This window comes from Paenibacillus filicis, assembly GCF_038070315.1.
GTDB classification, from domain to species: Bacteria; Bacillota; Bacilli; order Paenibacillales; family NBRC-103111; genus Paenibacillus_G; species Paenibacillus_G filicis.
The window spans coordinates 26,747-49,177 of record NZ_JBBPCC010000021.1; the positions used below are offsets into that span (position 1 = coordinate 26,747).

The 22,431-nt window shown below is 55.6% G+C and carries 19 protein-coding genes and 1 riboswitch; of the genes, 1 reads left to right on the forward strand and 18 read right to left on the reverse strand.

What is annotated here, in order from left to right; genetic code table 11:
- Positions 1-166: 166 nt before the first annotated feature.
- Together map and WMW72_RS26285 are read right to left on the reverse strand one after the other, a co-directional pair.
- Positions 167-916 carry a type I methionyl aminopeptidase gene (gene map / locus WMW72_RS26280; RefSeq protein WP_341418557.1) on the reverse strand — a complete coding sequence of 250 codons (750 nt, stop codon included), beginning with the start codon at positions 914-916 and terminating at the stop codon, positions 167-169.
- Positions 917-1,198: 282 nt separating this feature from the next.
- The gene (locus tag WMW72_RS26285; protein WP_341418558.1) at positions 1,199-1,981 is read right to left on the reverse strand and encodes a DUF429 domain-containing protein; all 783 of its coding nucleotides are present in this window, start codon (positions 1,979-1,981) and stop codon (positions 1,199-1,201) included.
- A 284-nt stretch (positions 1,982-2,265) separates the two neighbouring features.
- Here WMW72_RS26285 and WMW72_RS26290 point away from each other — a divergent pair, with 284 nt between their 5' ends.
- Positions 2,266-3,267 (forward strand): hypothetical protein, encoded by a 1,002-nt coding sequence (locus WMW72_RS26290; RefSeq protein WP_341418559.1) that lies wholly within the window; start codon positions 2,266-2,268, stop codon positions 3,265-3,267.
- Between the two features lie 40 nt (positions 3,268-3,307).
- Here WMW72_RS26290 and WMW72_RS26295 read toward each other — a convergent pair whose 3' ends face one another.
- The 16 genes from WMW72_RS26295 to WMW72_RS26370 form a co-directional block, all read right to left on the reverse strand.
- Complete coding sequence (locus WMW72_RS26295; protein ID WP_341418560.1) at positions 3,308-4,912, reverse strand: phytoene desaturase family protein; 1,605 nt, start codon at positions 4,910-4,912, stop codon at positions 3,308-3,310.
- 28 nt (positions 4,913-4,940) lie between these two features.
- Positions 4,941-5,702, reverse strand: a complete 762-nt coding sequence (locus WMW72_RS26300) for a GNAT family N-acetyltransferase (protein ID WP_341418561.1) — start codon at positions 5,700-5,702, stop codon at positions 4,941-4,943.
- Positions 5,703-5,940: 238 nt separating this feature from the next.
- Positions 5,941-6,753 carry a hydroxyethylthiazole kinase gene (thiM, locus tag WMW72_RS26305; RefSeq protein WP_341418562.1) on the reverse strand — a complete coding sequence of 271 codons (813 nt, stop codon included), beginning with the start codon at positions 6,751-6,753 and terminating at the stop codon, positions 5,941-5,943.
- 86 nt (positions 6,754-6,839) lie between these two features.
- Entirely contained in the window at positions 6,840-7,613 is a 774-nt protein-coding gene (locus tag WMW72_RS26310; protein WP_423227604.1) for a 3-oxoacyl-ACP reductase, read from the reverse strand.
- Between the two features lie 72 nt (positions 7,614-7,685).
- Positions 7,686-9,230, reverse strand: coding sequence for an acyl-CoA reductase (locus WMW72_RS26315; protein ID WP_341418563.1), 1,545 nt, complete (start codon positions 9,228-9,230; stop codon positions 7,686-7,688).
- A 12-nt stretch (positions 9,231-9,242) separates the two neighbouring features.
- Positions 9,243-10,397, reverse strand: coding sequence for a LuxE/PaaK family acyltransferase (locus WMW72_RS26320; RefSeq protein ID WP_341418564.1), 1,155 nt, complete (start codon positions 10,395-10,397; stop codon positions 9,243-9,245).
- Positions 10,398-10,440: 43 nt separating this feature from the next.
- On the reverse strand, positions 10,441-11,496 hold the full coding sequence (locus WMW72_RS26325; RefSeq protein ID WP_341418565.1) for an ABC transporter substrate-binding protein: 1,056 nt from the start codon (positions 11,494-11,496) through the stop codon (positions 10,441-10,443).
- Positions 11,493-12,545 carry an ABC transporter permease gene (locus WMW72_RS26330; protein ID WP_341418566.1) on the reverse strand — a complete coding sequence of 351 codons (1,053 nt, stop codon included), beginning with the start codon at positions 12,543-12,545 and terminating at the stop codon, positions 11,493-11,495. The genes WMW72_RS26325 and WMW72_RS26330 overlap by 4 nt, the downstream gene beginning before the upstream one ends.
- Positions 12,542-13,300, reverse strand: a complete 759-nt coding sequence (locus tag WMW72_RS26335) for an ABC transporter ATP-binding protein (protein WP_341418567.1) — start codon at positions 13,298-13,300, stop codon at positions 12,542-12,544. The genes WMW72_RS26330 and WMW72_RS26335 overlap by 4 nt, the downstream gene beginning before the upstream one ends.
- A gap of 54 nt (positions 13,301-13,354) precedes the next feature.
- Positions 13,355-13,468, reverse strand: a riboswitch (TPP riboswitch).
- Between the two features lie 324 nt (positions 13,469-13,792).
- Positions 13,793-14,932 carry an RCC1 domain-containing protein gene (locus WMW72_RS26340; RefSeq protein ID WP_341418568.1) on the reverse strand — a complete coding sequence of 380 codons (1,140 nt, stop codon included), beginning with the start codon at positions 14,930-14,932 and terminating at the stop codon, positions 13,793-13,795.
- Positions 14,933-14,975: 43 nt separating this feature from the next.
- The gene (locus tag WMW72_RS26345) at positions 14,976-16,124 is read right to left on the reverse strand and encodes an RCC1 domain-containing protein (protein WP_341418569.1); all 1,149 of its coding nucleotides are present in this window, start codon (positions 16,122-16,124) and stop codon (positions 14,976-14,978) included.
- Positions 16,125-16,346: 222 nt separating this feature from the next.
- Entirely contained in the window at positions 16,347-17,645 is a 1,299-nt protein-coding gene (locus tag WMW72_RS26350) for a polysaccharide deacetylase family protein (RefSeq protein WP_341418570.1), read from the reverse strand.
- Positions 17,626-18,264, reverse strand: a complete 639-nt coding sequence (locus WMW72_RS26355) for a hypothetical protein (RefSeq protein ID WP_341418571.1) — start codon at positions 18,262-18,264, stop codon at positions 17,626-17,628. Before WMW72_RS26355 ends, WMW72_RS26350 begins: the two co-directional genes overlap by 20 nt.
- 384 nt (positions 18,265-18,648) lie before the next feature.
- Positions 18,649-19,524, reverse strand: a complete 876-nt coding sequence (locus WMW72_RS26360; RefSeq protein ID WP_341418572.1) for an Rpn family recombination-promoting nuclease/putative transposase — start codon at positions 19,522-19,524, stop codon at positions 18,649-18,651.
- Positions 19,525-19,611: 87 nt separating this feature from the next.
- Positions 19,612-21,027, reverse strand: a complete 1,416-nt coding sequence (lpdA, locus tag WMW72_RS26365; protein ID WP_341418573.1) for a dihydrolipoyl dehydrogenase — start codon at positions 21,025-21,027, stop codon at positions 19,612-19,614.
- A 6-nt stretch (positions 21,028-21,033) separates the two neighbouring features.
- Positions 21,034-22,431: a dihydrolipoamide acetyltransferase family protein gene (locus WMW72_RS26370; protein ID WP_341418574.1), complete on the reverse strand. Its 1,398-nt coding sequence runs from the start codon at positions 22,429-22,431 to the stop codon at positions 21,034-21,036.

The following is a 22,431-nucleotide window of genomic DNA, read 5'->3' on the forward strand; positions in this document are numbered from 1 at the left end:
TCTTAAGAAAACTCTACCCTAACCTGCAAGAAAGAAGAGGTCTGCCTAATCAGCCTCTTCCTCCATCGAAACTTTACTTTAACGTATGCGCGCTTTCCGTGAACATTCAATGTTTTTATGACATCCTGTCCAAATTCGGTCTGTTCAGGCTTGGGCCATCCTGCCGTTACAGAGCGGTAACGATAATCGGATGCTCCTTCGTAATGATAATCGTATGCTCATGCTGGGCTACAAAGCTGCTGTCCGGCAAGCGAAGCGTCCAGCCATCCCCTGCAGCTACGGCATATTCGGCTCCAGTCGAGAGAAATGGCTCGATCGTAATGACCTGACCCTCGCGAAGCTTCCGTTTGTCATGCGGATTGAAGTAAGGCAAAATCTGCTTAGGCTCCTCATGCAGCGAACGTCCTACGCCGTGACTGCATAAATTCTTCACCACATGCAGCCCGCCCGCACGTGCTTCCTCCTCGATGAGACGTCCGATGATATTAAGCTTAACGCCTGCCCGCAGCTCGCCGATCACCTTCATCATCGTCCGGTGCGTATATTCGCATAAATAAGTAAGCAGCCCGTCGTCTGCAGGCTCCAGCACGAACGAGTGCCCTGCATCCGCATAATAGCCGTCCAACTCGGCGGACACATCAATATTGATCACATCGCCCGCCTTCAGCTTCTTGGACCCAGGAATGCCGTGCGCCGCCTCCTGATTGACGCTAATGCACGTCGTGCCTGGAAATCCGACATCCTTGCGCGGAGCGGGTGTCGCCCGATGCGCCTCCATGTAGCGAAGTCCGATATCGTCGAGCTCTCGCGTCGTCATACCCGGACGTGCTTGGCGCTTCATCTCGTCGATCGTAGCCGCTACAATGCGGCCCACTCGCTGCAAGGCCTCAATATCCGCTTGAGAATCAATGGTCACGCTTCGAACCCTCCCTTTGACCTCCAAACCAGTCTTCCGACAGTCCCTGCTATCAGTATGGTTCAGTTCAGGTCTGCTTCAATAAGCCGTTTAATTTAGAAACAACGGAGACCCCTTGTATTGTTATGGAAAAATACCCGTCATGAGCATCATAACAGATTTTGGAAGAGGATCAATAATTCGGACGAAGGCAGGGAGCTCTACGGGACGCGCCTCCCCCTTTATTCGAAGCAGGATGGAGTCGGCCTTTCTCCGTTTTGCAACCTCAACGAACCGTCATGTTCAGTTCTCCCTACCCGCTGCATTCACGAAGGAAATCGTACGCCGAAGTCCCATGCGGTCTATATCCCCCTTAGCGGGAAGCTCCTCCGGCAAGCCCTCACTTAACCAGGCTGTCACTGCCAATACGATGGCATCTACGATATCATCCCGAGCTGCTATACGGCGCGGGTAACGTTCGAGCAGCTCAGCCACAGCCTGACCTGCATGGGGCCAGATGCCGCCCAGGTGGGACATCCGCTCAGCGAATCCCGCTTCCTCCCGCTTGCTATGCCTCATCGGCCCGCCGAAAAGCTCGGCAAAGCACAGCTCCGGATGCGACTCGCGGACAATAACCCGAGCCTGCCCAGATCGCTGCATCAGACCATCCAGCTCGCGAATCTTGGGGACGAGTCCCCAGGTTTGCCGGGATAGCCCCTTGCCGCTCAACTGCCGCTGCAGCCGGTTCGCCTCCGCGTATTCATCGGCCTCCAAGACTTCCCTGACAGGCGCCGGGAAAATACTGGACGCCCGCCCCGGCTTCAGCCGGTTGCGTGCCAGACTGTCGCAGAGCCGTCCCTCCGATCCTTCTGCAAGGCCTATTGGCATATCGATCAAGATAAGCTGCGACCTTTCATGATCTTCCCACAGCTCCTGCAAGCGAGTATAGATCCCGGATCGCCAGCTGCCGTCGGCGGCCAGTGTTACCGCGACCCAGCCTCCCCGGCAGCCATCCACACCTGTGTAGCTTGCGGGAACCCGACCAGAATGGTCTGGAGCTGGTGTTGAATAGCCTAAATTGGGCACCAGTCCTATGGGATACTCAGATTTCGGACCATGCATGTCTGAAACCTTTGTCTGTATCGGTAACCGCTCACTCATCATTTCTTCTCCTTTCTCATCCTCTTTCTTCATCGCCGATCTCTACCCGGAATATCTTCCATCACCAGGGGCCCCTATCGCCTGCCAGCAAAAAAAGAATGGCCTAAGCAACCCGACAGGGACACTCATACAAACGCCGGGGAGGGCAATGGCATACGTTGTAAAGCGAATTGAAGTGGACTCTGGGGACAGAAAGGAACGGATCTTCTATGGGAAGAGACATCATTGACATAACTATTACGAAGCAACCGAGAAGTGAAATCACACTTGTTCTGAGCTGCTATGGCAATGTGGCCTACGGCTTGAGCGATCTGCCCAACGGCACAACCGTCACGCTCAAAAACGGCAGTGCCGAGCACGAAGCCCGTATATTTCTGGGAGAAGGAGACGAATGCGCCTTCCCTTATATGGAAATCGACCCCGTAGCCGCCAAGCAGCTTCGTTTGAAGGATCAGACACGTTATCTGGCAGAATACAACTCCCTGCAGGACACGGTCACCTTGACCCGTCTCCTCGTCAGCCGCGGTCACGGTATACTGGAGACAGATCGCACCCGGGAATCGCGCATTACCGTAGGAGCTTCTCTCGCCGCCGTTCTAGGGATACCCTGGACGACACACCCCACACTCACCATTCGAAGCGGCCATAGCACGGTAAAGGCCCGCCTGCGCGTTCCAGCAAATGAAATCAGTGAGGAGCTCCGGTTGCCTGCCTCTCTGAGTCGCAAGCTTGGGCTTATGCCCGGTACGCCTTTAATGCTTGCCTACAACCAGAAAACAAAAACATTAGTAGTGGGCAACTCGGCTGCCGCCCTGGACCAAAATCAAAGCTCGGGAGACACCACGCATCGTTCGGATACCAACCGTTCAGGCTCCGAGCCTCCGAAGGAAACGGCGACCATCCAAACCGGCAAGCGAGTCCGTCCCGATCTTCGTGGACGTGCGGAGAAACCCCGTCCGACCGCCAGTGAGTGGGTTGAAAAATCAGTGACTTATCCGGCCATAGGGAACCGTCAGCTATCCGGGCACCGCACATCTGCCAAGCGTACCGGCGCTCACACCCGATCGTCAGAAACCGGTGTTAGGGCAGGAAGCCGCATCCGAACGGAAGCCATACCCAGAATCTCTCGTATCGAGGCCGCCCGCTCTGCTTCCAAACGCAAGAAAGGCCCGGCCGTCTGGCTGAGCCCTCAAGTCGTACGATCGCTGTAAACCCGGCGGAGTGCACGCTCCCACCCGTGCTTCAGGCGGCTCACACGCCTCTATAGCGGACAGCGCGGTCCGCGGCAATCCATCCCGACATCGCTGTCCCGAGAGTGCCTGCACCCGGGTATACCGTATCCCCGCAGATCCACACGCCGGGGAGTTCCGTGTCGCCCGAGCGCTTACGCAGCAGATCCAGCGCACTGCGCGGGACGCTTCCGCCGACAGCTCCGCGCTCCCTCTCCGTATACCGGCGGTAAGTCACGGGTGTGCCGGGCAGCAGCAGCTCTACCGATTCACGAAGCCCAGGCAGCGCCCGCCCGGCAGCGGCGAGCATACGCTCCGTATACTCGCTTTTCCGCTGCTCATAGCCTTCTCTCTGCCACCATGGCTCCAGCGCGCAGTGGGTGGAAGCCGTGACGGCCAGCCTCCCCTCCGGCGCCCGGGAAAGGTCACCTGGAGGGGAGAACGATACCAACAGCTGATTCCCTTCCGTCAGCGGCTCTCCATAGCGGGAGATGATCTGATGGAACAGAACGGGCGGCTCTTCATCATGCTGCAAGGCCTCGGCCCGACAGCCCATGTAGAGGACGAAGGCCCCCCACTCGGCCTCCGTTCTCCCCTCGCTCCCGGCAGATCCCATACTGGCGCCATCCACGCCTGCCATCGACTCATCCTGTGCTATACGCAGGGCCAAGGCGGAACCTTCATCCTCCGCCTGCACGCCACTACGGCCCTCCAGGAGACCTCCGGCCGGCGGCTCTCCAGCGAGCAGCTTGTCCAGATGCCGGTGGGAATTGTTGAGAATGACCTGCTTAGCCAGTAGCTTCTCCCCGCGGCGGTCTGTCAGCTCCCAGCCTGCGGAAGTTTTTCTCAGACGGATGATCTTCCTTCGCAGCCTGATTTCCCCTCCCGCTTGCCTGAAGGCACCCGCCAAATCTTCGCTGATCCGGGCAAGGCCGCCCTCGATATAGAACGCCCCCCGATGGAACACATTCAGCGCCGTATAGCCCAGTAAGGCCGGGCATCGGTCCGCCGTCGTCTGGACGCTGTCGATCAGTTGTCCGTTCAGGAAGTGGACAAACTCCGAGTCTGCCGGAATACCGTGGCGCTTCAGCCGGTCTCCGAGCGAATGGAACAGGAGGGGGGCAGCCCCGACCAGCTTCCAATCCAGCATACGCAGCAGCCGGGCGATATCCTCCCGGCTTCTGGGCGGAACTACCGGTCGATGCTCCGCCATCGCCGACAGCAGACCCGACATGCCGAAGCATTCCGCATACCAGTCGACGATCCCCTGCGCATGCCGGGGAAATACGCGCGCGATCTCGCGGAACCAGGCCTCCTGCTCCCGATAGTAGCGAACGCGCCGGTCAGGCAGATGAACGTCCATGATCACCTCCTGCATCCGAAGAGCAGGAGACTCTATCCCAACCTCCCGGTACAGCCGGTCAAACATCCCTCCAGCCTCGAAGCCCATCCCGTATGTCGCCCCTACGGCAAAGGAATAGCCCCCGCGGTCAAACTTGCCCGCACAGCCTCCCAGCTCCCCGGAAGCCTCGTATACGGTGACAGATAAGCCCTTGGACGCGAGAAGGGTGGCGGCCGATAATCCCCCGATGCCTGCTCCGATAACAGCAACCTCTGTCGTTTGCATCGCATATTCCCTCCCCGATCCGCATCCTTCACAGCCGTTTACAGCGGTAGTGATAGCTTCCCGTCGTCTCGAAACCAAGCTTGCGGTACAAGGCTACAGCAGGCTCATTATCCCGGATCACCTGCAGGTAAAGCTTTTCTGCCCCACGCTCCAGCGACCACTGGGCCACCCTGCCAAAGAGCTGCTCTGCAATCCCTTTGCGGCGGTGCCGGGGATCGACGACAATATTGCTGATCCCTGCATAACCCCGTTCGCTGACGACCGTACCCAGAGCTACGGTCTCCCCATTCTCCAGGACGCGAAAAAAAGACTTGTCCGGACCGATCGCCGAGAAAATATGACGGTACCCCCGCAAGCGTTCTGCCTCGTACCCCTCCAGCCGCAGAAAATCCTCCAGCCAGCGTTCATCCGCCTCGTAGGCGAGCTCGAAGACAAGTCTTCCGAGCGGAGTTACAGAACGCAAGACCAGCTCCGCCGTAGCAGTCATCTGCAGACACGGCGTTTCCAGCTCGTATCCTGCTTCGGCCAGCAGTGCATCCAGCCCCTCGGGCGAAGCATGGCTGATACAGAAATACGCCGGGAGGCCGCGCCGCCGGTAGAAGCTCTCGATCTCCGCCAGCCAGCCGTCCCTCTCGGGCAGCGGACCGACAGCATGTACGCTGTTGGCCCGTTTCGTCGTGCCGAAGGTCGCGCGCAGCTTCCAACTTCCGTACGATTGCTGGGTATAGGCCGGCCAGGTGTTAGTCATAAGCTCCTCGATCAGCATCATTTCCTGCCAAGATGTTTGCAACAGCCATACCTCCTGATCGTTAGTGATGTTACCTTGATCATAGCATGGCAAGCCCTTCCTTGCACCCCCGACAGCCTTTGCTTCCGTTAAGCAAGTGAAGAAACCCTTGCACGCTAGCAAACCCCATCTATACAAAAAAACAGAGCTGACAGCTCCCTTCTCGCAAGAGCGCATCAGTTCTGCTTGTAGTCAGTTAGTCAGATCCAGCAATCTAACAGCTTGTCTGCCGGAGAGACCGTCAGTCCAGCAGCCGGATGACTGCCCGGCCGACCAGATCCTCGCCCGTCGTCGTATGGAGCCTGTTGAGAAACTCGGTCTGGAACGCGCCCGGGTGATTCGGACCGGATATTTCCACAGCCAGCTCAGCGGCTACTCCGTAGAAAGCCAGTGCCGCTGCCGAGGCAGCTACCAGATCCTTCTCCACCGCAGCGAAGGCGCCGATCACGCTGGTCAGCAAGCAGCCGGTGCCAGTCACCGACGTCAGCAAAGGCGTGCCGTTGCTGATCCGGTAAGTCGACTTCCCATCGCTAACGTGGTCATCCGCTCCCGTAACTACCACGACAATCCCCAGACGGCGCGCAGCCTCGCGAGCCAGTACAGCAGCGTCACTGCCCGCAGCATCTCCCGCATCAACGCCCTTGATCTGCATCTGCTCGCCGATGACATTGGCTACCTCTGCCGCATTGCCCCTCAGCACCGACACCTTGACCTCGTCCAGAATACGACGAGACGCTTCCGTCCGATAGGCAGTCGCCCCCGCCCCGACCGGGTCGAAAATGACCGGAACGCCATGGGCGTTCGCCGACTTGCCTGCGATCAGAATCGACTGAATCAGCTCCTCGTTCAACGTCCCGATATTAGCGACCAGCGCACCTGCGATCCTTGCCATATCGGCCACTTCTTCATGGGCGTAAGCCATGACCGGCGAAGCCCCAAGGGCGAGCAGGCCGTTGGCTGTAAAGTTGGTGACGACGACATTCGTAATGTTGTGAACAAGCGGCTTATGCTCCCGCACCCGATGCAAAATTTCAATGCTGGTCTCGATTCCCATATTCAATCCTCCCGGTAATGGTTTGGGCAGCAGCTCGGCTTCTGCCCTGGTTTTTTCATACTCATTCGCTACCGCGGCCGGTGCATTCACCGCATCACAAGTCCGCCGTCTACATGAAGGCATTGCCCCGTCACGAAGGAAGCCCAATCCGAAGCAAAGAAAAGGACAGCCCCAGCGATATCCCCTGGCGAAGCCAGCCGTCCAAGAGGTGTCAAGCCGATAATAGCATTCTTCGTGTCCTCCTTCGTATCCCGGCTGGAATCGGTAGGGGACGTCAGGCCAGGGGCCACGCAGTTCACCGTAATGCCGAACGCCCCCAGCTCTACGGCCAGGTTGCGGCTGTAGCCGAGCAACGCTGCCTTGGCTGTTGTGTAATCATGGTAAGGCACGACGGGGAAATCGATCAGGTTCGTGACCAGATTCACGATCCTTCCGCCTCCCTGCTCCTTCATCAGCGGAATCGCTGCCTGGCAGATGTGAAAGGCCCCACCAAGGCTGCCTTCAAGCTGCGTCTGGTAGTCGTCCCAGCCTATGTCCCACGCCGTCTTGCGATGCTTCGGATCGAAGCTGTACGGACTTAACGCGTTGTTGACGACGACATCGAGGCGGCCGAATGCCTCCTCAACTTGATCGACCATCGCCTGCACGGCTTCGCGGTCCGTCACATCGGCCTGCAGAGCGACCGCCTCGCCCCCCAGGCTGCGAATGCCTGCAACCACATGCTCGGCCGCCACCTGATTGCGGACATAATTGACGATCACCAGCGCGCCGCGGGCCGCGAAGGCCTCGGCGATAGCCGCTCCGATGCCGCGGCTGGAGCCGGTGACCAACACTGTTTTCCCGGCAAATTCCATAACCATCACCTCCCTTTCTCCCGGATATACCTGGCTTTGGCCTGGTGTCGAGGCTGTTCCGCTACTAAAGCCTCGATCCTATTCGAAATCCGGGTCGTACCGCTCAGCTTCCAGCTCCGCGCTTCGCTCCAGGTCGACCCAGCGTACCAGATCGAGCAGGTTCATCCGCCCGTCGTGATGCCAGCCTGCTGGCGTCCTGGCCATCTGGCCGACCGCGCAGATCCGGGTCACACCCCGGCTTCCCAGCAGAGACGCCAGGGGCTCCAGCCTCTCCGGTCCGACGGCTAACCCGGCTGTCTGCAAGTACTCTCGGTATGGTCGCAGCTGACCGGCTGCCTGCTCCAAACTTCCGCAGGCGAAGATATGCAGCGTCCGGTTCAGCGGCGAGGGCTCAAACCCGCCCGCGCCCTGATAGATCACGGTCCAGTCCGTGCCGCGAACGCTCGCATACACCGATACGGGCTCTCCCTGCAGCCCCCGCAGCTCCATGCGCTGGCGGACCGACCGGATCGCCAGCGCTTCCTCGTCGGAGAGGTCTGCGCGCGGCTTTTTCTCCTGGTAGCGCTCCATCTCGGAAGCGACCAGTTGGGCGAATTGCCGGGGAGAGACGGCTCCGCCTTCCTCTACGAATACCCCATGCGGGGCCAAGCAGCCCTGCTGGTCGTATACGGAAGCGTCCTCCGCCACCCGTCTTGCCGTCTCCTTGAACCGGTCGACGGTCAGCGCCTCCCGCCCCACCATCGCGAAGCTGATCTTATGCCCGTAGCTGAGGAAGAGCCGCTCCGCCGGCATACGGCCGCGCACCTGCTCCACCGTCTGCTGCGAGCCGTACACGACGACGGCATCCGCCGCATCCAGCAAGGGCCGCTCCAGCTCCTCGCTGCCTCCCTTCCAAGGAAGAATAGCGAGACAATCGGCCAGCTCCTCATCCAGCTCAGCCAGCGTCATGGCGAACAGCACCGCCATCAGCGGCTCGGCCGAGGAGGTTTTGCCGATCGATGCGGACTTGACGAGCAACCCCATCACCAGACTCCAGACGGGCAAGCCCGGCACGTTGCCAGAGAATACATGGAAGATGAGCTCCGGTCCGTAGGCGCGGCTTAGCCCCCCATGCTTGCGGGGACGAAACTCGTCGAGCACGGCTGCCGCATCGAATTCCTCATCCAGAAACCGCAGCAGCTCCTTCCGCCGGAACGTACGGAAAAACCGCTTGAGCTCCAGCCGGATCATCTCTCCGTTGTAGCCGGTTATGACGGGAAGCCACGTCTCGGCCAGCACACGCAGCCCGTACTCCGGGTCCAGCCAGCGGGCCACTGCCCGGTCGATCAGCTCGACGATCTGATCCGTCCGCAGCTGCGCAAGATATGCGGCTCTGCGGGCGGTCACTTGAGCTGCTGCCTCCTCAAGCAGCTCCGGGCTGAGCACAGGCAGCCTCAGCACGAGCGTTCCGGCGGGACCTTCATACCGCCGTTCCCGGGTCTCGGCCGGAGCCATGCCTCGCGGCAAACGGTAAGCCTCGATGACGGCCACAGGTCCGGCATCGTTTTTCTCGTGGCATTCAGCCGCCTGAGTTCCTAGGTATTCCTCATCCTCTGGCTTCTGTTCGTTATTCGGTGCAGTCATCGGATGGGTCACCTACCTTCGGCTGGCAGTCATCAATTGATCGACGGCGATGGAGCAGCCTCTGGCCTCGGAGCCCTTAACGCGACCCAGCAGCACCAAGCCCCGCTCCGTCCGGTATCCCATATCCTCGGTCAGGATCGCGAATGCGGAGTTCCAGCTTGCCATATCATAATGCGCCAGCACGCCACGCTCCCCGTCAGCGACCGGCTCGAGCGTTTCCGGATGAAGCACCAGCGTACGAATCCACGGGCCGCCCGCTTTCTCATAGACAGACTCGCCCGTCAAGAAACGGCTCCGGATATTGCGGTCATACAGCTGCGAGCTGAGCTCCGTCATCCCGTACATATTCACACAATCCTCGCGCTTCACACCCAAGTGCCGCTCCAGACCCGCGTACAACTCCTCCGGTGAGATTTCGCGAGCCTGTCCCTTCAATCCGCCGGTATCGAAAATCCGGCTTCCCTCCGGGAGCCTTATCTGCTTCCCCTGCTCCTCGCAGGCGTCCAGCAAGTGCACGTAGGCGAACGTGGCGCCCATCAGCAGTACAGGTCCGCCGTTCGCTTCCCGCTCCTGCAGAGCCGTCAGAACGGCACTCAGATCAATCCCGTCCTCCGGCGAGAAAAACAAACGGCTGTCCGCCTCCCCGAACAGCTCCACCGCCCTGGACAAATATCTGGACAACGAGCTGTTGCGGTTCACATCCTCCGCCGGAGACAGCACGAGGATCGTCATCTTCTCGCGGTCAGGCAGCACATACCGCTTGAACGGCGGCGCCATCGAAGCATCCCATACCTCCAGCGTCGGATGGTAATGCTTGCCCCGCTTGTCCGCCTGCGTCGTCCCGCTGGTCATAAATACAGCCTCCGCCTCGCCCTCAGGCTCACAGGAGAGCGTCAGCTCCTTGAACGCTTGGATCGGAAGCGGCGGGATCTCCTGCCAGCTCCGCACCGTCAGAGGCGATTTCCGCCGGGCCTGGGCGTATTTGCGATAGGCGGGAATATGCTTGAATTGATAGGCGAACAGCTGCAGCGCCAGCTCATTGAACCTGGCGTCAGCTTCACTCGCTCTTCCTTCCCGATCCGGAGCCTCCGCGTAGGCTTCTATATCCGAAAACCGTCCGATGTACGTCAGTACCTGATCGGCCAAATCTCTTGATTCCGGTCTCATTGCGTTCTCATCCTTTCTGTACGCTTGCTTATCCGTTTTCCGGTTACTTCTTCGTTTGCTCTCCTGTAGGCAGCAATTCATTGGTCACGGCGTCCTTCAGACTGAGCTCCTTCTGAATCAGGCCGAGCTTCTTGTACAGATCGGCCCCCTGCTGGAGCAAAGCGGCATCCAGCGTGCCAAGCGGTTGCCCGCCTGGCGTCTGTGCCGAGGCATTGCGGAGCCTGATGATTTGTTCATTGCGCTTCTTATCCTGCCCGTCGATGGCCTTGGCGACCGCCACCTCAGCCGCCGCTTCCGGCTGTTCGTTCATCCACTGGGCACTGCGCTTGTAGACGTCGAGGAAGCTGCGCAGCAGCTCCTTCTTCTGGGCAAAGGTTTCCTCGGTCACAACAAATACGTCGCTCGGCACGTTCAGCGAATCGGCGACGCGCAGCTCGTTCACCTCGCCCAGTCCCTTCAGCTTCGCATCAGCCAGCCCCGTATCCGTAGCGGCCGTCGCGTCCACCTGTCCCTGAATCAACGGAGCAAAGTTGGACACGCCGGTCTCGATGATCGTCACGTCCTTTTCCGTCAGACCGGCCTCGTGGAGCAGCACCAGCAGATTATGCCGTGTTCCGCTCGCCAGACTGTAGACGCCGATCTTCTTCCCCTTCAAATCCTTGGGCTCACGAATCCCTTTATCCTTGAGGGATACGACATTGAACACATTCTGCGGATAAATATTGTAGATGACACGCAGCTTCTCACCCTTCTCCAGCGCAAAATAGAGCGAGCCCGGATCGGTGAAGGCGATGTCCGCCTGCTTGGTGAGAATATTCTTGATCGCATCGCCGCCTCCGGCACCCGGTACGAAGCTGAACTCGATACCTTTTTCCTTAAACCAGCCTTGGGTTTCAGCCTGATACAGATTGGTTTGCTCGGCGATCGGCTTGCTCCAGCTGGCCATGACCAGCTTTTGAATCGGTCCCGTAGCTGGAGAAGCAGCCCCTGTATTTCCTTTAACCGATTCTGAAGCCCCGCTCCCAGCCCCGCAGGCTGACAACAGCAGACTCCCGGCTAGTAATAGTGAAGCAGTCATTGTCCATGATGTCTTATTCATCTGTCTTTCTCCTTCTTGTAAGGTCTCAGCTTGATTCTCTCTATGATCAGCACCAATTGGTACAGTCCCATCCCAAGCACGGTGAGCAGCAGCAGGACGGCGAACATGAGCGGCGTGTCCATCATGCCCTGAGAAGCGATCAGGAGCGCCCCAAGCCCCTTGCTCCCCCCGATAAACTCTCCGACAACCGCACCTACGACGGCCAGCACGACCGCTACCCGCACGCCGGCCAGCATCCCCGGCAATCCTGCCGGCAGCTTCAGGCGGAGCAAGGTCTGCCAGCGGGAAGCGCCTAGCACCCGAAATAGCTCCTGCTTCAACGGATCGACATACTGAATAGCTGTAACCGTACTCTCCAGCAGCGGGAAAAATGCAATCAAGGCGGTAATGACGACCTTCGGCGTCGTGCCAAAGCCGAACCAGATCATAAACAGCGGGGCCAGCGCGAGCTTGGGCACCGCCTGGCTGGCAATCACATAAGGAGACAGCAGCCTCCTCAGCCAGCTCCACTCGCCCATACCTACGCCAATGAGCAAGCCCAGCGCCCCTCCCAGCAGCAGCCCGAGCACAATCTCCAGCACCGTCTGCGCAATATGCGGGATAAAGTATCCGCTGCCCAGCCCTTTTCCCAGGGCGGCAGCTACTACTGAGGGCGCAGGGAGTACGAGCGTAGACACCCCGCTGACGCGTACGCCCAGTTCCCAGAGCAGCAGAAGCGCTGCAAACAGGACGAGTGCTCCCCAACCGCCTCGGCTGCCAGATTTGTTCCCCGCAGAACGGTCCGGGGGCGACTTGAGGCTTTGCGGGTCTTGGGGCGACTGGCGGTCTGGTAAAGGCTGCCGGCCTCGCGTCGTTTGCGAGCTTGGCTCATCTTGCGGGCCTTGCGTCGCTTGCGAGCTTGGCTCATCTTGCGGGTCTCGCGTCGCTTGCGAGCTTGGCTCATCTTGCGGGCCAGGACTGCCAAGTGAGCTTTGATCAATTTGTTCGCTTTGACCGTCTTGAGAGCCTTCCGTTCGGTCAGCCCTTCTGTCGGTTCTCCGATTATTCACCTTGGCCTCCCGCCTTCCATCGTCTGACGCAGCATCAGGCACAGCTGATTGAACGGTTCTTCATAACGCAGCTTGTAATGCCTGTGCGAGGGAAGCGGCACCTGGGTATCCACAGCCACTCCTCCATCCTGCAGCATGACGACCCGATCCGATACATACACCGCCTCCGCGATGTCGTGTGTGATGAACAGCACCGTCATGCTCCCGGATGCACAGAGCTGCAGCAGCTCCTCCTGCAGTTCCTCGCGCGTCAACGCATCCAGCGCGGCGAACGGCTCGTCCAGCAACAGCAGCGTCGGCTCACGCATCAGCGCACGCGCCAGCGCTACGCGGCTCTGCTGTCCTCCGGATAACTGACCGGGGAACTTGTCCGCGTGGCCCGCAAGTCCCATCCGCTCCAGACGAGCATCGGCGGCTTCCCGATCCGCCGCCGTAGGCTTGCCATGCAGCGTAACCGGGAGCAGTACATTATCCCGCACCGTGAGCCATTCCAGCAGCGTCGGAGCCTGAAATACCATGCCGATACGCTCATGGGGCTTCGTCACGGGACGGCCCGCAATCCGCACTTGCCCTTCGGCAGGCACGAGCAGGCCAGCCGCCATCTTCAACAGCGTCGTCTTGCCGCAGCCGCTTCGGCCGAGCAAGGACACAAACTCGCCTTCATCCACCTGCAAGCTCAAGTCGCTCAGCACAGGTTGTCCATCGCTCCCATTACCGTACGTATGTGAAATATGCTCAAAGTCCAAATAGGACATCTTACTTCTCTCCTTACTATCAACTTGCAAAAAAACACACCCCGCCCTAAGCAAAGTGTGTTTGATTCACCTCTCCCTACGCTGGCATGACCCAACAGGTTCAAATGGTTAACGGCAGATTGGCCGTACTCTCAGCCCGGTTCCCCCCGGACTCCCATGGTACATATTCAGTTTCTTGTTCCTTCTATGATACGCCATCTGTTCTTATCCGGTCAAGGAGAAGGCATTCCAGGGTGGCTCTACAAGATCATGTACGCTCCCCATTACTTGCCGGGAGCAATATCCGTACAGACTACGCCTACATCGGAAGCATTGATAGCAAAAGCATTGCCGCCTTGTCCTCTCTCCCTCCCTATGAAGGATGCTTCCAGTTAATGCAGACTTACTAGAGACGGAGTCGGCTACCATCACCGAGGAAAAATAAAAAACCTCAAAGGTAAAATACCTCTAAGGTCAATAGAATCGTAATCAGATCAAGCCAAATCGATTAAACTATCGAGTAGGAACTTCTACGATTTGGTTAGGATCATGCCGTTGTAGATCGGGATTAAAGCTCCCTCCCCAAGACCTCGCCCCCCCCCAGGTCCATAGGGTACCGTCCCGTTTTAAAACAAGGGAAAAGAACGGCCCCCTGTAAACAGACACAGCATCCTTCAATCCAGGGACAGGTGACGGGTCAATCGGTTTTACATCTAAGTAATTATCGCTATAAAGCCCTCCCCATTGCCATACGGTCCCATCGTCTTTGAGTGCAATAAAGTCACCGATCTCTACAACATTCGTTAATCCCTTAATCTGGAAAGGTTCCACAGGTTTTTTATCCCATTTTCCACTTGCGAGTGCAGCTCTTTCTTCACTGGTCAGATTGCCATACTCACTCCATCCCCACACGGTACCATCTGATTTCAGTACATGGAAGTTGTTGCCGTTGGATAGTTTCCACACATTGGTGAACCCTTTTATTTTTTTCACTTGAATAGGATAAGGGTCGGACCCCTCAGGATCTATCCATGTCTTGGGCCCTCCTAATCCAAACCCTGCCCAAGGAGCGGGAGTCACCGTTTCCTCCGGCCAGCTTCCTAATGAAACTGTCCCGTCGTCATGAAGGAGTACGAGTTCTCGGTTTGCCACGCAAATATCTCGAATAGAATACAACTCGGGAACTTGTAAGACACTTGCTTTAAACTCTCTTTTTCTTCCTTCATGCTGTGAATAAACCCAAGTCCAGACGCGTCCTTCTTCATCGAGTGCTGCAGAGAATCCAGATATATCCGTTGCTACTTTCTTAATACGGCTCAATCCCGGAATCTGGATGGGTTCTTTAATTGAGAAAAACCATGTATTTTCATTTTTATAATCACGCAAATACGTCCAAACCGTGCCGTCGTCCTTAACGGCATAAACATCGCTTCCATGCGAAATATCCACTACATGGTCGAATCCCTTTATTTTTGTAGGCTTACGCTCCCCCATCAACCAGGCTTGGCCGTATTCATCCACATAACTAAAATCCGAGTATCCCGATAAAAGCGGCCTTTGTTTGGCAGAGGCTTCAACTGTATGAAATGGAGAAGTAAGAAGTATAGCTGCCAAACCACTAAAGATCATTTTTTTGCTGCGAAGAAATAGCATGATTCAACATTCTCCTTTAGATGAAAGATGAAAAAAGGCATGATTATGACCTATATGGAACTTCAACCGGAAGCTGACCGTCATGAAGACCCGTTTCAAAGTTTAAGCTGGCTCCCCATCTTCTCATCTTCCCCCAAGTCCAAAGCGTCCCGTCTTTTTTCATGGCGACGCTATAGTCCTGGGCAGCCCAGATCGTCTGGACATCACTTATCGCCTGAAACGGGGTGGGCCTGACCGGCTTATCGAATCCTTGAAAAATATTAATGTGAATTCCACCCCATTGCCAGACCGTCCCGTCCTCGCTTAATGCAAGGTTATGATAAGCTCCCGAGCTGACCTCTTTAATTTTGGAGAGACCTTGAATCTGAATAGGCTCCGGCACTTGTTTACCTAGATAACCTAGAGTAGTGGAATAGGTTTCTTGCCCTTCATCCAGAGACCCTGTCAATGCGCCATCTCCATTAGGGCCCCATCCCCAAACCGTACCATCCTCTTTAATAACCAAATGATGCCTTCCTTGTCCTGTACCTAATTTTGCAACATGAGTAAGATTTGGAACCTGATGGAACCTTACTTCAGCACCTTGTAATTCGTTCCAGTCCATCCCATAATTGTACTTTCCTTGCAAGACTGTCCCGTCTTCCTTAAGAGCAATCAACGTCCCAACGGTGACTTGGATATCTACGATCTTCTTCAAATCAGGAACTGCTTGTATTTTTGCATCAAAGGCAAGCTTTGGCTGACCGAGTTTCGTACTATTCCATACCCATACCCTCCCGTCTCGATCCAGCGCGGCCGAATATGCATTATCCGTCGACACCTTTGTAATGTTCTTGAGGACAGGAAGCTGAATAGGCTTGGTGATTGAAAAATACCACGTATTCTCCGCTTCGTAATCCCGGGCATACATCCATACACTGCCATCGTCTTTTACCGTGTAGATGTCTCCTCCGTGTGAAATATCCACAACATGATTCATCCCTGGAATTTTCGTTGGTTTGCGCTCGCCAAGCAGCCAAGCTTGCCCATCTTCATCCAAAAAGCTAAAATTATCCCCGGAAGAAGATATTTTAGGGATCGGTTTGTTGATTTTTTCGACGGTAGCAGCAGATACCATGGTGTATGAAATGGAGCACGACAGTAAGATGGACAAAGTCATCGTTGCCAAACGTTTCTTTCTCTTGAACAGCATTGGGTCTCAACTCTCCCTCCTTCGCTTTGTCAGCGAAACATAATAGGTATGAATCATCATACAATAGACTCAAAATTTTCCAATTTGTTGCACTTTATACTTAAATTTTATTTTTTGATTAAATTTCTATCTCAAGCAATGCTTCTATCCGTACTTGGGATATAACAAAAAGCCGCCCCATCCGCCGCTGCCTGAGACAACGGAGATGAACCGGCTTCTGCCTTATTGAAAGATAACGAACTTTAGGTTCTGCTTTTTTAAGTATTGAATAATACCAGGCAGCGCTTCCACCGTCGCTGCTTTTTCGTGCATGACATAGATCCCCTTGGACGGGTCGTGGTCTTTGAAATACTGGATGAGGTCTTCGGCCTTCTTCCCTACGGTCCAATCCATAGGGTCTCTGTTCCAGAGCACCATTTTCATACGTAAGGATTTCGTGGTGTCCAGCAGATTTTTGTTCAAGGAGCCATATGGCGGACGAAATAACGTGACCGGCATATGAACGAGCGGCTCCAGCAACTCGTTCGTTTGACTCAGGTCCTTTTTCTGCTCAGCCGATCCGACTGTCGCTAGATTCTTATGGCTCCAGGAATGACTGCCAATGGACATGTTATGCTCCCTCGCATAAGTAACCATATCCTGACGATGACGGGCATTCTCCCCGATAAAGAAGAATGTTGCGCCTACTCCATGCTCCACCAGAATATCTACGATCTGCCGCGTGTACGTTGAGGGTCCGTCGTCAAAGGTCAGCGCCACGTACCCCTCAGGCAGGCTGGTCACTTTATCTCCTTCTTCAATGACAACCACTTCCGCTTCCTCCGCAATATGCGAAGGCGCGCTGGGCTTGATCGCATCATCCGAATCGGCAGATGCCGGAAGAACTGGATTGAATTCGACTTTCAAGGAGGCTAGCTCTGCCGGGATAGGGGCTCCGTTACCGGTACCGGTAACGGCTTGTTCGGACCCGTTACTCGGCCCTGCCGTCAAAACCCCTTCTTCCTTGTCGATGGCCAGCCATGTTGCCAGCATCAAAATCACAACGAAGCCAATCATGCCAAGCCCATGCCTCTTGCTTGCCTTCCAACGCTGGCTACGCACTCTCACTGCGACAGGTTGTTCAGATAACGAAGGCACTTGTCCCACTGATGCGACCATGACCGTCCTGTTCTCTTTGATCTCCGTCAATCGTTCTTTATAAAGAACAGAACAGACGAAATAAAAAGTCTGGCTAATGATGCCGCGGGTTACAACCAGCGAAGTATAGTGTTTTTGTTGAAAAGGGTCCCACCTTGTAAATGGCGATAACCGCACCCTTCCCGAACCGCTCAAATCCAATACTGCGAGCTGCTTGTATGTATATTCGTCTATTTCGATCTCGCATCGGGCATAGCCCTCATCCCGGGTAACACCTAATTCCAGCTTATAGCAGGTTGAATCTTGCTTCAGCGCCAGCAGCTCTATCATACAGACCGTATAGGTCTGGGTGGACATGACCGGTTTAGCTATTTCCGTTCCCATCTTCATTCCGCGCTCTTATCGTTTCCAAGGGGGAAGACATCCGTGTCGTGAAGTCTTGGATCATGGAAAGCAGATAGGCTTTTTCCTCTCGCTGCGCTTCGAACTTCTGCATCAGATGGGCATGCTCAATCGCGAGCTTCCCGTTCTTCTCCTCGAGCTCGTTGATCTTCCTGCTTTTCTCAAGCTGTGCTTCATTATGCTTATGCAGCAAGCTGCTATACTTCTGCTGCTCCAGATCAATGACATTTTTCAATTCTTCAATTTCAGTCGTCATGCCGTTTTGAATATCCCGGCAATCCTCCAGCATCTGATCATACTTCAGATTCTTCTCTGTCAGCTTTTGCTCTAGATCCAGAATGCTTTTCTCGCGTTCTTCGACCACTCGCCCCATGTTCTTCAGGTCGCGCGACAATCTGTCTATATTTCCATTCGCATGCATCAGGCGGTCCTGATGCTCATAGATACTCATATCCGAATGCTGCTTAGCCTGAATAAGCTGATCCACAGCAAAAAGCAAATCCAGGGACTTCTTATCCAGATTGGCCTTGCTTATGGACAGAATAACAGGTTGCTGCTCTGTTCCGTATATTGGCTCTTCCTCAGTCCCTGCTTGATGCACGATCCTTTCTTCTGGTTCCTGCTTCGATTCTCGATCCTTTGCATCCTTCCATATTGCAAAAGGAGATCGCATGCCGTGCCCACCACCCTCAAAAATGTCAAAGTTTGTCGCTCTATAGCTCCATTATAGAGGAAACACGAAAGGAAGTACGTGGGTCTTTATATCCAAGTGTTAAATGAATAACAATGACCTAAGTCCTAAAAACCAAGTATAGTCCCGATCCAGCCTTGTTTAAGCTACTCCTTAGGCTTTGACAACAGCCTCTCCGGCTGAAAATTTAAGGATTCGGTACAAAAAAACTTCCTCCTTGCAAGCGGCCAGGAGGAAGTAGCAAGTAAGTATATATGGTTTGAAATTCTACTAAGGTTGTATTTTGTAATGGACTCAGCTTTCCATCTGAATGAGCCGATTGAGCTCTTCATCCGAGATCCCGGTTACTTTTCGGATCATATCCCGGCTGATGCCTTCCCTCAACATGTTTAAGGCTACCTCGGCTTTACCTTCTGCTTTACCTTCTGCTTTGCCCTCCTCACGGCCTTCCGCTCTTCCCTCAGCAAGCAAACTGTTCAGCTCAATTAGCGCATGCTCGCGCGCCTCATACAGCCGGAGCGTCTCCTGATCGCTGCTTAGCCATTCGAGCTTCTCTTCTGTCTTTCGAATCTCGGGATCCATTCGCATCAGCTCCTTCAATTGGGCTTCCGGCAGCTTCTCGTCGAGAAATAGCAGCCAGCGGTGAAGAGGATCGTTTAAGTCCTTGGATGCTACCGCAAACTTGGGGTATTCGATGAAATGCAGTTCCATCGCATCGGTTAACAAATATTTGGGCTCTTGATCTTCATAAAAACGAAACGAACTATGGAAACGTTCAAATTCAAATAACTTAAAGTCCAAAATATTGATCGTTACCGTTCGCTTAAGGTCCTCATACCTGCCACCTGCTTTAATCGAGCTTACATAAAGCTTGCTGGCATAAAACAACGTACGACGAGCCATATTACGCTGGTTGGTCAGCTGAATTTCAATATCAATCTGAACACCCTCCACCGTCTCCGCTCTAACATCAAGCCGGCCTGTCTTGTCATCAATCAGTTGCTTGTCTAGTTGCTTGTTCTCGATGACGGTTAAGTCAGCAATACGTGACGAAGCCTTCAGCCCCAGTATGGCATTCAATAGTGCGATCAAGCTGCTCTTGGATTCAGGCTCCCCGAACAGGCGCTGAAAGATAAAGTCGTTTTTCGGTTTCAACCGTCTAATCGTCATCGTATCACCCGCCACAGATCTTTTACTTCCAGTATACCACAACGCCAAAGAACCCGCCGCAAGGCAGGTTCTTCAGAGTAACACCTATTATTTGCCCAATTGGTGGATCGGATGGCCCAGCGCGCCTTCGGCGGCGTCCATCGTGATCTCGCCCAGTGTTGGGTGAGCGTGGATGGTCAATGCGATATCCTCGAGGGTAGCGCCCATCTCGATCGCCAGCGTCAGCTCGGCGATCAGGTTGGAGGCTTCTGCACCGACGACGAATCCGCCGACCAAGAGGCCGGTATCCTTGTCGCCGACGAGCTTCACGAAGCCTTCATTCGCGTTCATCGATTGAGCACGGCCATTCGCCGCGTAAGGGAACTTACCGATCGTGACGTTGATGCCCTTCGCTTTGGCTTCAGCCTCGCTCAGACCAACGCCTGCGATCTCAGGATCCGCGAAGACGACAGCAGGGATGACCTTGTAATCGACAACGCTAGGCAGTCCTGCGATAGCTTCGGCAGCTACCTTCGCTTCATAGGAAGCTTTGTGAGCCAGAGCCGGACCTGCGACGATGTCGCCGATCGCATAGATATGCGGTACGTTCGTTTGGCATTGCTCGTTAACCTTGATCAGGCCGCGCTCGCCAACTTCGACGCCAGCCAGCTCCAAGGACAGCTCTCCATCGGTGTTAGGACGGCGTCCGACCGTAACCAGCACATAGTCGGCGGTTACTTTCTTCTCTTCGCCCTTCACCGTGTAAGTAACCGTTACGTCGTCGGCAGTTTTCTCGCAAGATTGAGCGAGAGCTTCCGTGACGATGTCGACGCCCAGCTTCTTCAGATTGCGCTCGACCAGCTTGGTCAATTCCTTCTCGAAGCCTGGCAGGACGAAGTCGGAGCCTTCCAGCACCGTTACTTTCGAACCCAGCTTCGCATAGGTTTGACCCAGCTCAATGCCGATATAGCCGCCACCGATGACGATCAGGCTCTTAGGCACTTCTTGCAGGGACAGCGCTTCGGTCGAGGACAGAATGCGGCCGCCGTAAGGGAATGCCTTCAGCTCGATCGGGCGGGAGCCAGTCGCGATGATGCAGTGCTCGAACTTGTAGCGTGCTGTTTCGTTATCATTAAAGACGCGAGCTTCGTGATCGTTGATGAACAGTGCTTCGCCGTTGAAATACTGAATTTTGTTACCTTTCAGCAGCATGTTGACACCGCCGGTTTGCTTCTTAACGATGCCGTCTTTCCAAGCTTGTACTTTGCTGAAATCAAGCTTTACATTTTCAGCCGTAATCCCGAGCGCTTCGGAGTGGCTAACCACTTCATAATGATGCGCAGCGGAAATCAAAGCCTTGGAAGGAATGCAGCCGCGGTTCAAGCATACTCCGCCGACTTCTTCCTTATCCACAACAAGTACGCTTTTACCCAACTGAGCAGCGCGGATGGCTGCTACATAACCGCCGGGACCAGCACCAATGACCAATACGTCAATCTCAACAGATGCGTCACCTACTACCATAGCGGATTACACCTCCATGACAAGCAGCTCTGGATCGGAGAGCAGTTGTTTGATATAGTTCATAAAGTTTTGCGCCGTAGCGCCGTCGATAATGCGGTGGTCGAAGCTGAGCGACAGAGCCATAACAGGAGCAATCACAATCTCGCCGTTCTTGACGACCGGCTTCTCGGAGATGCGGCCCGTACCCAGGATCGCAACTTCAGGGAAGTTAATGATCGGCGTGAAGAACATGCCGCCTGCGGAACCGATATTCGTAATCGTCAGCGTGGAGCCTCTCAGCTCGGCGCCGGACAGCTTGCCGTCGCGGCCGCGAGTCGCCAGGTCCTTGATCGCGGAAGCGATCGTCCAGATGTTCTTGCGATCCGCATCTTGAATCACAGGCACGATCAGACCGTTGTCCGTATCGGTAGCGATCCCGATGTGGTAGTACTTCTTGTACACGATCTCTTGCTTCTCTTCGTCGATCATCGCGTTCAGAGCCGGGAATTGGCGTGCTGCCGCAACCAAAGCCTTGACGATGAATGGCAGATAAGTCAGCTTGACGCCCTTCTTCTCAGCGACAGGCTTGGCTTTCTCACGAAGCGCAACCAGACGCGTCACGTCGACTTCGTCCATCAGGGTAACGTGAGGAGCGGTATACGCGCTCTTGACCATCGCATTGGCGATTGCCTTGCGGATGCCCTTGAGCGGCACGCGCTCTTCTTCACGGTCGCCGCTGACAGCGCCAGCTGCGGAAGAAGCTGCCGGTGCGGACGAAGACTTCGCCGCTTCTGCTGCCGGAGCCGCGCTGTCAGCTGCTGGAGCTGCCGCTGCGCCGCCGCCTGCTGCAAAGCCAAGCACATCTTCCTTGGTCACGCGGCCGTTTTTGCCGGTAGCCGTGACCTGGGCGATGTTGACACCCTTCTCGCGTGCCAGCTTGCGCACGCTAGGAGTTGCCAGCACACTGCCCGCGGACGAAGCCTGGGCGGAAGCACCTGCTGCAGGAGCAGAGCCTGCGAGCGGTGTGTCGATCTTGGAAGCCGCCACATTGGCTGCTACTGCACTGCCAACAGGCTCAACGCCGCTAACGTCAGCGCCGCCCTTAGCTGCATCCTTCTCAACCGCTTCGGTTGCACTTGCTGCAGGAGCATCGCCATGACCATGCGCTTGCTGAGGGATTTCGCCGACTACATCGATGACGGCGATGACGTCGCCAATCGTACATACTGTACCTTCGGCAACCTTCAGCTCCACAATCTTGCCTTCAACCGGGGAAGGAACTTCCACAGTCGATTTATCGTTTTGTACGTCCATCAGGATCGTTTCATCATTTACAGTGTCGCCAGGCTTGACGTGCCACTTGACGATTTCGCCCTCGTGGATGCCTTCGCCGAGCTCCGGAAACCGATATTCAAAAGTTGCCAT